General features: G+C 68.0%; 12 protein-coding genes. 2 read left to right on the top strand and 10 right to left on the bottom strand.

The window, feature by feature from the left end; all coding sequences use genetic code 11:
- Positions 1-15: 15 nt before the first annotated feature.
- The 3 genes from tilS to ACW7G6_RS09835 are packed head-to-tail and all read right to left on the bottom strand — an operon-like array spanning position 16 to position 2585.
- A complete protein-coding gene (tilS, locus tag ACW7G6_RS09845; RefSeq protein WP_456978748.1) occupies positions 16-1344 on the bottom strand; it encodes a tRNA lysidine(34) synthetase TilS in 1329 nt (442 codons plus the stop codon).
- 15 nt (positions 1345-1359) lie between these two features.
- Positions 1360-1623 (bottom strand): hypothetical protein, encoded by a 264-nt coding sequence (locus ACW7G6_RS09840; protein WP_456978749.1) that lies wholly within the window; start codon positions 1621-1623, stop codon positions 1360-1362.
- Positions 1624-1625: 2 nt separating this feature from the next.
- Positions 1626-2585: an acetyl-CoA carboxylase carboxyltransferase subunit alpha gene (locus tag ACW7G6_RS09835; RefSeq protein ID WP_456978750.1), complete on the bottom strand. Its 960-nt coding sequence runs from the start codon at positions 2583-2585 to the stop codon at positions 1626-1628.
- 160 nt (positions 2586-2745) lie between these two features.
- On the opposite strand from ACW7G6_RS09835, the gene ACW7G6_RS09830 reads away from it, so the two are divergent.
- Positions 2746-3810 (top strand): NADH:flavin oxidoreductase/NADH oxidase, encoded by a 1065-nt coding sequence (locus ACW7G6_RS09830; RefSeq protein ID WP_456978752.1) that lies wholly within the window; start codon positions 2746-2748, stop codon positions 3808-3810.
- A gap of 60 nt (positions 3811-3870) precedes the next feature.
- Here the strand turns inward: ACW7G6_RS09830 and ACW7G6_RS09825 are convergent, their stop codons facing one another.
- The gene (locus tag ACW7G6_RS09825) at positions 3871-4995 is read right to left on the bottom strand and encodes an alpha/beta hydrolase (protein WP_456978753.1); all 1125 of its coding nucleotides are present in this window, start codon (positions 4993-4995) and stop codon (positions 3871-3873) included.
- A 255-nt stretch (positions 4996-5250) separates the two neighbouring features.
- Here ACW7G6_RS09825 and ACW7G6_RS09820 point away from each other — a divergent pair, with 255 nt between their 5' ends.
- Entirely contained in the window at positions 5251-5955 is a 705-nt protein-coding gene (locus ACW7G6_RS09820) for a hypothetical protein (protein WP_456978754.1), read from the top strand.
- 23 nt (positions 5956-5978) lie between these two features.
- On the opposite strand, the gene ACW7G6_RS09815 is transcribed toward ACW7G6_RS09820, so the two are convergent.
- The 6 genes from ACW7G6_RS09815 to ACW7G6_RS09790 form a co-directional block, all read right to left on the bottom strand.
- A complete protein-coding gene (locus ACW7G6_RS09815) occupies positions 5979-6878 on the bottom strand; it encodes a CPBP family glutamic-type intramembrane protease (RefSeq protein WP_456978755.1) in 900 nt (299 codons plus the stop codon).
- 93 nt (positions 6879-6971) lie between these two features.
- The gene (locus ACW7G6_RS09810; protein WP_456978757.1) at positions 6972-7481 is read right to left on the bottom strand and encodes a lysozyme inhibitor LprI family protein; all 510 of its coding nucleotides are present in this window, start codon (positions 7479-7481) and stop codon (positions 6972-6974) included.
- Positions 7481-7879, bottom strand: coding sequence for an EF-Tu C-terminal domain-related protein (locus ACW7G6_RS09805; protein ID WP_456998168.1), 399 nt, complete (start codon positions 7877-7879; stop codon positions 7481-7483). Before ACW7G6_RS09805 ends, ACW7G6_RS09810 begins: the two co-directional genes overlap by 1 nt.
- A gap of 106 nt (positions 7880-7985) precedes the next feature.
- A complete protein-coding gene (locus ACW7G6_RS09800; protein WP_456978759.1) occupies positions 7986-8492 on the bottom strand; it encodes a GFA family protein in 507 nt (168 codons plus the stop codon).
- Between the two features lie 44 nt (positions 8493-8536).
- Positions 8537-9088: a YdeI/OmpD-associated family protein gene (locus ACW7G6_RS09795; protein WP_456978760.1), complete on the bottom strand. Its 552-nt coding sequence runs from the start codon at positions 9086-9088 to the stop codon at positions 8537-8539.
- A gap of 34 nt (positions 9089-9122) precedes the next feature.
- Positions 9123-9467: a TfoX/Sxy family protein gene (locus ACW7G6_RS09790; protein ID WP_456978761.1), complete on the bottom strand. Its 345-nt coding sequence runs from the start codon at positions 9465-9467 to the stop codon at positions 9123-9125.
- Positions 9468-9470: the final 3 nt, after the last annotated feature.

Genomic DNA, 9470 nt, shown 5'->3' with positions numbered 1-9470 from the left:
CGGGCTCGGGGATGGTCAATCGAGCGATGGCTCCGGCGCCGTCGGGCGCCATTGCAGGCACGCGTCATGGTCGCGCAGCCACTGGTCCAGCGCGGCGGAACGGATCCGGTCGCCGGCTGCCAGCAGTTCGCCTTCAGTCGTGGCCAACAGGGGCAGCTGCACGCGTTGCCACGGCGGTATCGCAAAGTCCTGCAGCACCTGTTTCAGTGCATGGCTGTGGCCACGCCCGGGCAGGGTAATCCGCTCGCCGCCGCGGCGCGCGTGAACCAGCAGGCTGCGGCCAAAGCCGTCGGGGATGGCGGGATCAAGCGCCAGCGTTCCGCCACCGGGTAACGGCAGCGGCGCGGTGCCGTCCCAAGCGGCCTGCCACTGGTCTGGCAGCGGCGGTTGCAGCGGTCCGGCATGAAGCAGATCGCGCCAGGCATGGATGACCGCGCCGTGCCAGACAAAATTGGCCGATGCGTCGGCGGGTGAGGGCAGTAGCGCGGACTCGATCTGCGCGATGCCCGCGGCCGGCAGTGGCGGCAGGCCCATCGTGCCGATCCAGTGGCGCAACACGCGCGCGCGGCGGGCCGGCGGCAGTTGCGACAGGCGCGAACGCGACAGGCACGCAGGGGCGTTGGCGATAACGTCCGACAACGCCGCTGAATCCTGTATGTCGAGCAGCGTGGCGGCCTGCTCGCACAGCGCCGCCGAGCGCGCCAATGAAGCGGCGGCGTGTGGCCAGCGCTCCTGCAGCAGTGGCAGCACCCGCTGGCGCAGGAAGTTGCGGTCGAACGACTCGTCGTTGTTGCTGGGGTCTTCAATCCAGCGCAGGCGATGCTCGGCCGCATAGGCTTCCAGGGTCGCCCGTGACAAGCCAAGCAGCGGACGCCACAGATGACTGCGGCCAAACTTTCGCCACGGCTGCATCGACCCGAGACCGTCGGGGCCGGAGGCACGCATCGCGCGCAACAGGAAGGTTTCGGCCTGGTCATCCAGGTGATGGGCGAAGGCCAGGATCTCGCCATCGGCCAGTCCTCGCGTAAAGACGCCATGACGCGCATGCCGTGCCGCGGCTTCCAGGCCCTGTCCGTCGCCGCGCGACACGGTTACCCGGGACACTGACAGCGGTAGCGCCAGCCCGTCACAAAATGCCTGGCAATGCCCGGCCCATTGGTCGGCGTCGGGGTGCAACCCATGGTGGACATGCCAGGCACGCAGGCCACGTTCGCGGACCGCCGCAATGCCCGCCAGCGCGTGCAGCAGCACGGTCGAGTCCAGACCACCACTGAGACCTACGCACACCGGCCCGTTGGTGGGCGCTTGCAGGGCTTCAGCGAGCAGGGCAGCGACCGGGCGCATCGCGCATCACCACCCTCAGCGAGGGCCCCACTTGCGGCGGTGGTCGCCGTCATGGCGCCCGTCACCGGTGCGCTCGTCATCGGAGCGGTCGCCCCCGGACGTTCCGGCGCGTGGTCTGGGATCCAGCAGCAGGCAGCTCAGCGCGACCAGAAACAGCGCGATGGCCAGACCGGTGAACATCATCGCGAAGATCACGTTGACCTCCAGGCTGGCCACCGCACCGGCGACCATCACGGCGGCGGCGATGGCCCACAACGCGGCGTAGGTGACATTGCGCATGATCAGGCCGCTGCGTAGGCGCCATAACCGCGCAGGCGCTCGTAGCGACGCTGCAGCAGTTCGGCAGTGGGCAAAGCTTCAAGGGTGTCCAGCTCGTTCATCAATACCGTCTTCAACCGGATTGCCATTTGTTTGGGATTGCGATGGGCGCCGCCGGTCGGCTCGCGCACCACCTTGTCGACCAGTCCCAACCCGCGCAGGCGCACGGCGGTCAGGCCCAGTTGCTCGGCGGCGTCCTTGGCCTTGCCGGCGTCCTTCCACAGGATCGACGCGCAGCCCTCCGGGGAGATCACCGAGTAGGTGCTGTGTTGCAGCATCACCGTGCAGTCGCCGACGCCGATCGCCAGCGCGCCGCCGGAGCCGCCTTCGCCGATCACGGTGCAGATCACCGGCACCTTCAATTCGGCCATCTCCAGCAGGTTGCGCGCGATCGCCTCGGATTGGCCGCGCTCCTCCGCGCCGATGCCGGGATAGGCGCCGGGAGTATCGATGAAGGTCAGGATCGGCAGCTCGAAACGCTCGGCCAGCTTCATCAGGCGCAGCGCTTTGCGGTAGCCCTCGGGGCGCGGCATGCCGAAGTTGCGCTTGACCTTGCTCTTGGTGTCGCGGCCCTTCTCATGGCCAATGATGACCACGCTGCGGCCGTCAATCCGGCCCAACCCGCCGACAATCGCCGCATCGTCGCTGTAGGCGCGGTCGCCGGCCAGCTCCTGGAACTCGTCGCATATCACCCGGAGGTAGTCCTTGGTGTGCGGCCGCGCCGGATGCCGCGCCAGCTGCGAGACCTGCCACGGGCTCAGGTCGCGGAAGATCTGCGCGGTCCGCCGGCGCAGCTTGTCCTGCAGCGCGTGGACCTCGGTGTCCGCGTCGACCGCCGAACCACGGCTGGCCTGCCGGAGCTCCTGGATCTTGGCTTCCAGGTCGGCGATGGGTTGTTCGAAGTCGAGATAATTCGGGTTCATGCGTGGACCAGGGCCAGTGGCAGCCGGTAATGGCTGTGAAGCACACAGTCTATCCGACCGGCCCGGGCCGTACCGAGGCGTGCCCGGCCGCCCGCTGCTGACATCGCGACGACGCCATGGCGTGTCTACTGTCGCCACACACCCACCCAGGAGTGACGACGTGTCCCGATTGTTCGACCCGCTGACCCAGCGCGAAGTGACCTTCCGCAACCGCATCATGGTCTCGCCGATGTGCCAATACTCTTCGCGCGACGGCGTGCCCGACGACTGGCATCTGGTGCATCTGGGCAGCCGCGCCGTTGGCGGCGCCGCGTCGGTGATCGCCGAGGCCACCGCGGTCTCGCCGGAGGGCCGGATCTCGCCGGCCGATACCGGACTGTGGAACGACGCGCAGGCGCAGGCCTGGGCCCCGATCGTCCGGTTCATCGACGGCCAGGGCGCGGTACCGGGGGTGCAGCTCGCCCACGCTGGCCGCAAGGCAAGCACCGACGCCCCGTGGCGCGGCGGTGGCGCGGTTGCGCCGGCAAAGGGCGGCTGGACGCCGGTCGCGCCCTCGGCACTGGCCTTCGATGCCGGCTCGCCGGTCCCGGACGCGCTGGACGCGGCCGGCATCGCCAAGGTCATCGAGGACTTCGTCGCCGCGACCCGGCGAGCGCTGGACGCCGGTTTCCAACTGGTCGAACTGCATGCCGCGCACGGCTACCTGCTGCACCAGTTCCTGTCGCCGCTGTCGAACCGGCGCGACGACGCCTACGGCGGCAGCTTCGACAACCGCATCCGCCTGGTGCTGGAAGTCATCGACGCCGTGCGCGCGATCTGGCCGGAGCGCCTGCCACTGTGGCTGCGCATCTCGGCGACCGACTGGGTTGACGGCCAGGGTTGGGACATTGAGCAGAGCATCGCCCTGGCGCGGCTGGTCGGCGAACGCGGCGTCGACCTCATCGACGTCTCCAGCGGCGGTGCCGTGCCCAACGCAAAGATCCCGTTGCAACCGGGCTACCAGGTGCCGTTCGCCTGCCGCATCCGCCGCGAAGCGGGCATCGCCACCGGCGCGGTCGGCTTGCTGACCGCGCCCGATCAAGTCGAGCGGATCATCACCGAGAACGAAGCCGACGTCGTCCTGCTTGCCCGCGAGCTGCTGCGCGACCCGTACTTCCCACGCCGCGCCGCACACGCGCTCGGCGCCGAATTCACCCCGCCGGAGCAGTACGGGCGTGCGTGGTGAGCTGCGCGACCATTAATACCGTGCAGCCGATGCGGTTGGACGGCACCGGCGCGCGCGGGATCAGTTGACCGCCGAGGTGTCCATCGACGCCGGACAGCCGCCGCCGGTCGCCAGCGGCCGCACCGTCCCCAGCAGGCTGACCAGGGTCTTGCCCGGCTCCTCCCACGGGATCATGTGGGAGGAGTTCTCGAACCACACGCCCGCCTTGCACGGCGCGTCAACCTTCTCGATCCATGCCGCGGTCGGCGCTGACGGCGTGGTGTAGTCGTGCCGGCCCATGAACATCACCACCGGGATCGGGAACGACTCGATGTCGCTGAAATCCACCGCCAGGAACTCCGGCAGGATCCGCCCGAGCGTGAACAGGTTGCCGGCGTCGATCGCATGCACGTCCTCGGCGTCGTACACCGGCGACAACCACGGGCCGCGGTAGTAATAGGGCGACTCCGACCGGTACGCGCTCATGCCGCCGTAGTGCTGCGACCACTTGCGTGCGGTGATGATCCGCTCGCGGGTGATCGGCTGGTCGCCGGGGTAGGGCGCGATCGACTCCATCTCGCGCACCGCTTCCGCGTTGCCTTCTTCCCGCGCCCGCTGCAGGCCGTACTCGAAGCTCAGCTTCTCGTTCAGCCGCGTATTGATGACCTGGCCGATGCCGACATAGGCGTGGAAAAGGTCTGGCCGTCGCAACGCCGCGTTCATCGCCACGATCGTGCCCCAGCTGTGGCCAACGAGGACCAGCTTGTCCTTGCCCAGCCGCTCGCGCACGTGCTCGGCGATCTCGATCGCATCGTCCACGTAGCGTGGGATGTGGATGGTGTCGCTGATCGTCTCCGGGTCGGTCTCCAGGAACGTCTTGCCGGCGCCGCGCTGGTCGTAGTGGACGACGGTGAAGTACTCCTCGATCGGCCGCTGGAACTGCCACGCCGTCGGCATCGCCGGCGACGCCGGGCCGCCGTGCACGAACAGGATCACCGGATTGTCGCCGTCCTGCCCGCGGATGTTGATCCACTGGTCGATGCCGCCGATGCGGGTCTTGTAGGTCTCCTGCACGCCGTCGGGCGCGACGATGCGGCCAAGGTCCGCGACCGCCTCGCGCATCTTGCCGCAGAGCTCGCCGCACTCTGGCGTCTGGGCCTGAACCTGCGACGGCAGGCAAAGCACCGCCAGCAAGAAAGAAATCAATCCAGTACTTCTCATGCGCTCCCCCGGGATTTGGCCGAATCCGACGCAGCTTAACGCGATCCGGAGCCTGGTCCTCAGCCGCCTCGGGCGGGGCGAGGCTGTTGCTGTACATCCCTGAGAGGTCGAAACAGCGGGCGCGTCGCTGGCCACGGGCGGGCTTGTCGCAGGCGAGTGCGATCACCTTGTCGTGCAGGTACAGACCGTACTCGCCATTGCCGGGCATGATGCGTCGTCCGATTGAAGGAGAGACGAGCAATGACTGCCACCCCCCGCCGCACCACGCTGGCCGCACTGGCCGCCACCCTCGTCATCGCCCCGGCGATGAACCCGGCCACCGCTGCCAAGCCCAAGCCGTACACCGCCGAGCAACTGCAGAAGATCGTCGCCGACGAAGTGCCGGTGACCACCGTCGAGTCCGTCGACCATGAGCGCATCACCGCGCGGCGCATCGACCTGGTCGACGAGGCCGGAGTGATCCGCATGACCCTGGCCGCACCCACCCCGTCGCCGATCATCGACGGGCTGTCCTATCAGCGCGCCTTCCCGGTTGCCGGCATGGTGCTGTACGACCGCAAGGGCAGCGAGCGCGGCGGCTTCGGCGTGGCCGACCTCGCCGACGGCGGCACCGCGGCCGTGCTCGCGCTGGACCATGCCAACGTCGACGCCGTCGGATGGCGGGTGATGCCGGACGGCGCGGTGGAGTTCGGCCTCAACGCCAAGCCGCCGCAGCTGCGTGAACCCATGCTCGACAACCGCGTGGTGCCGCATCCGGCCGTGCGTCGCATCGCGATGGCGCTGGCGGCCGACGGCACGCCCTCGCTCAACCTCGCCGATACCGAAGGCCGAGCGCGGTTGCGCCTGACCGTGACCGCGGAAGGCTACGGCGCCATCGAGTTCCTCGATGCCGAAGGCAAGGTCGTGCAGACGCTGGCACCGGAGGCGGGGGCGGCCAAGAACTGATTCCGCATTTGCCGGATGCCGCGCTAGCGCTCCTGTTCCGCCGCACTGCGAAGCGGCACCGGGTGTGAATCGCCGGTACTGTTCCCGGCTGGCCGGTACACGCCAACCAGTCCGGGACGCGTGCGGATGAGGTAGTCGCCGACGTTGACGGCCACCGTGAAGGGAATCGCACCCAGGACCAGCATGGCCACTATGGGATCGCCCTCGAGGGCCAGCGGACCCTTCCAGCCGCCGATCAGCATCTGGGACGCGGTCTGGAAGGCCAAGTGGATGCCGACGCCGAGCCATACCGTCCCGCTGCGTTCACGCAGGTAGCCAAAGGCCGCGGCCATCGCGACGAACATCACAAGGTCGGCAAAGCCGACCGCACCGCCCCGCACCAGACAGGCGACACCCGTGAACAGCAAGCTCTGTAGCAGCAGCGTCCAGAGCAGCCGCAGTCGCCGTGCCAGCAGGCCGTGGACATAGCCGCGGAAGACCAGTTCTTCGGGCAGCGCCTCGGCCAATCCCACCGCCAGCAGGTGGATAACCACGAGGGTCAGCACGCTACCCGCGCCGGCGCCGATTCCCAGTTCGGTCAGGCCCAGGGCCTGGGTCGCGGCCAATCCGACGGCCGCGGGCACGGCCCAAAGCAGACATCCCGTCAGCGCTGGCTTCCATGCCTGTCGCAGCCGGCCCAGACCCAGTACGTCACCTTCCCGCGGCCCGAGGCTCCGCCACAGGACGCAGAGCAATCCGAACGACAGGACGCTGATCGCCAGCGAGCCGGGAATGCGTTGTGTGGCCGGCCATATGCCTGCGAGTGGCGCCGCGAACTGGTCGCCGAGCCGGACGGCCATCGGCAGGATCACCGCGAAACCACCTGCAGCCAGCAAGATCCGAAGCGCGAGTCCTGCAATATTTTGTGCCGGGAGAGTGCTCATTGGTCTGGCATCGTGTATTCACGGTTCATCGGAAAACTCAGCCATCGCGTCCGTAGGCCCGCTCGACCTTCGCGAGTAGTAGGGCGACCAGAGTCAATACATCTCCCGGTCCTCGCCGCTGATCGGCGCCAGCGGGTACAGGCAAGCATTCTGGCTGAACTCGCGTTCTTCCGCTGGCAGCGCTTCGATGCAGGCGATGGCCAACGCCACCTCCTCGACGCGCTGCTCGGTCTGCTGCCCATCGCAACCGAGCGCATGGGTAGTGGGCCACGTGCCGCCGGCGCCGGTCAGCGCCCCAAATAGCTCGCACTCGGCGGTCCGGTACACCAGCCACGCAGCGTGCTGCGATTGGAGCGCTGAAACCAGTCGCGGGTCGGGGAACCGGGTCCGGCTGCCGATCACCAGTGCCATCAATCGGGCTTGCTGCTGCTCCAGTTGCGCCTCGGCCGCATCGCGGCGCTCGGCCATCATGAAGCCGGTGTGCATTGAACTGCCTTCCGGCCAGTCGGACCGATTGTCCTGGGCCAAGACCGGCGCAACCATGATGGCGGCGGCAAGAACCAGCAGGGTGCGGAGGTGCCGGAGCCGAACGGGGTGCCGCATCACGATCCTGTCGGCGGCGGTGGCAGATGAACGACCATCGAGCCGACGGTCTTTCCGCCTTCGACCACGGTGAATTGCGTGTTGGCGCGGGACACCGACACCGGTTCCTTGCAGGTGGCCGACACTTCGCCGGATTCACCTGGGGCGATCTTCTCGAGCGACTCGGGCAGGTGGAACATGCACACCACTTCGCGACCGCCGAAGCGGACCTTGGGACGGTAGTTGTCGCGGATTGGCGTCATGCGCGCGTCGCGGCCCTTCTCCGAGAAGTTCAGCGACAGCGTTACCGGGATCGCCTGCCCGGAGCCGAAGCCAACCGTATCGTCCACCGGTTCGGCGGCGAAGGCTGGAGTGCAAAGGCTGGACAGCGCCAGGACGGCAAGGATGGACATCTTCATGCGGAGTGCTCCATGCGTTAGGTGGCTTTACGCTACCGTATTCGCATGATGCCCAGGGCATCGCCGCTGTGGATCAATAGTCTGTCTGCGCGATGGCTTCCAGCGCCTACATCGGTTGCCGCGTCGCCCGGTAGGCGTCGATCCGTGGCTGCAGCGCTGCGATCCGGGCCAGGCTTTCCTCGCGCCACACGTCGTCGCGTTCGTAGAACTCCTCGCAGACCGGCACGTCGCCGGAGAGCACCACCCACGGCTGTTTCGACGCTGCGCAGACATGCACGTCAGGCGGCAGCGCGTCGGGGTTGTCCAGGGTGCCGATGCGGACGAAGCGTGTCAGCGGCCCGCTACCGGGGTAGTGGCTCCAGACCGCGACCTTGCATCGGGGGCAACTCGCGACCAGCTGGCCGTAGCCGCTCTCCGACGGAATCCGCTCCAACTCCGGCTCCGCACCCAGGTGGATCACCCGGTCGGATTCGATCATCGCGTTGAGCGCGAACGACGCGCCGGTCTCGCGCTGGCACCAGCGGCAATGGCAGCAATGCACGACCAGCGGCCGGGTGAGCATGCGGTAGCGGACATGGCCGCAAGTGCAGCCGCCTTCGATGGGGTAGTCCATCCGGGTCTCCTTCGTGACCGGGGCAGGTAAACGTGATCCGGAGCCTAGTCCTTCGCCGCCCTGGGCGGTGCGAGGCTGTTGCTGTACATCCCCGAGCGGTCGAAACAGCAGGCGCGTCGCTGGCCGCTGGCGAGCTTGTCGCAGGCGGTCTCGATCCGGCGCACGCGGGTTTCCGGCCGCTTGGGGGAGGTGATCCAGTGGACCCAGTCGCGCCGCGCGACCGGCGTGATGTCCTTCCACACCGTCCGGGCTTCCGGGGTGTCGGCCAAAGCCTTGCGCAGGTCGGCCGGGATCTTGGGCTCGGGTTCCTCCTCGACCGGACTGATCTCCAGCGCGACCTCATCGCCGGCCTTGGCGCCCGCCGCCTCGCGCAGCTTCTTGTCGACCTTGAGCCAGTGGCTGCCCTTGCCGTCCGGCTCGAGCGTCGCCTGGAATGGCGCGCCGCCAAGGGTTCCGTCGACGGTGGTCATGCTCCGCGTGGGGAGCTTGCCGCTGGCGGCCTTGGGCAAGATGAGGAAGGTCCAGGTGGCCTTCGCAGGTTCTGCCGGCCGCAGGAGCTTGGTCTTGAAGTGGATGCTTGACGTGGTCTTGGTCATATCCAGTCAGTCTCGTTTTGTCGCGCCGTGGGACTCAGGTCGGTTTGCGCTTTTTTGCCTTGGCCTTCTTCGGCTTTGGCGCCGGCAACGCAGCTTCGGTCGCCACCAGCAGGGCGCGTAACGCATCGCCATCGTCGAGCAACTCGTCGGCCACCGGGTAAAGCTTTGCGCCCGGGTAGGGCGGCCGCTGGGGCAGTCCGGCGGTCAGCGCTTCCGTCGCCGGCGTGGCCTTGATGAAGAGGCTGTTGTCGCAGGCGAATGCGATCACCTTGTCGTGCAGGTACAGACCGTACTCGCCGAACATCCGCTTGTGGGTGAACGCGGCGCCGAGATCGGCCTGCTCGGCGATGTAGTCGATGAACTCGCGGGTGGTGGCCATGGG

It is taken from the genome of Lysobacter sp. A421, from assembly GCF_054052145.1.
This window is presented reverse-complemented; position numbering and strand designations above follow the sequence as displayed.

Bases quoted from the DNA above. Each gene is read 5' to 3' on its own strand.
- tilS (WP_456978748.1), bottom strand. From the start codon at position 1,344: ATGCGCCCGGTCGCTGCCCTGCTCGCTGAAGCCCTGCAAGCGCCCACC.
- ACW7G6_RS09840 (WP_456978749.1), bottom strand. From the start codon at position 1,623: ATGCGCAATGTCACCTACGCCGCGTTGTGGGCCATCGCCGCCGCCGTG.
- ACW7G6_RS09835 (WP_456978750.1), bottom strand. From the start codon at position 2,585: ATGAACCCGAATTATCTCGACTTCGAACAACCCATCGCCGACCTGGAA.
- ACW7G6_RS09820 (WP_456978754.1), top strand. From the start codon at position 5,251: ATGACTGCCACCCCCCGCCGCACCACGCTGGCCGCACTGGCCGCCACC.
- ACW7G6_RS09815 (WP_456978755.1), bottom strand. From the start codon at position 6,878: ATGAGCACTCTCCCGGCACAAAATATTGCAGGACTCGCGCTTCGGATC.
- ACW7G6_RS09810 (WP_456978757.1), bottom strand. From the start codon at position 7,481: ATGCGGCACCCCGTTCGGCTCCGGCACCTCCGCACCCTGCTGGTTCTT.
- ACW7G6_RS09805 (WP_456998168.1), bottom strand. From the start codon at position 7,879: ATGAAGATGTCCATCCTTGCCGTCCTGGCGCTGTCCAGCCTTTGCACT.
- ACW7G6_RS09800 (WP_456978759.1), bottom strand. From the start codon at position 8,492: ATGGACTACCCCATCGAAGGCGGCTGCACTTGCGGCCATGTCCGCTAC.
- ACW7G6_RS09795 (WP_456978760.1), bottom strand. From the start codon at position 9,088: ATGACCAAGACCACGTCAAGCATCCACTTCAAGACCAAGCTCCTGCGG.
- ACW7G6_RS09790 (WP_456978761.1), bottom strand. From the start codon at position 9,467: ATGGCCACCACCCGCGAGTTCATCGACTACATCGCCGAGCAGGCCGAT.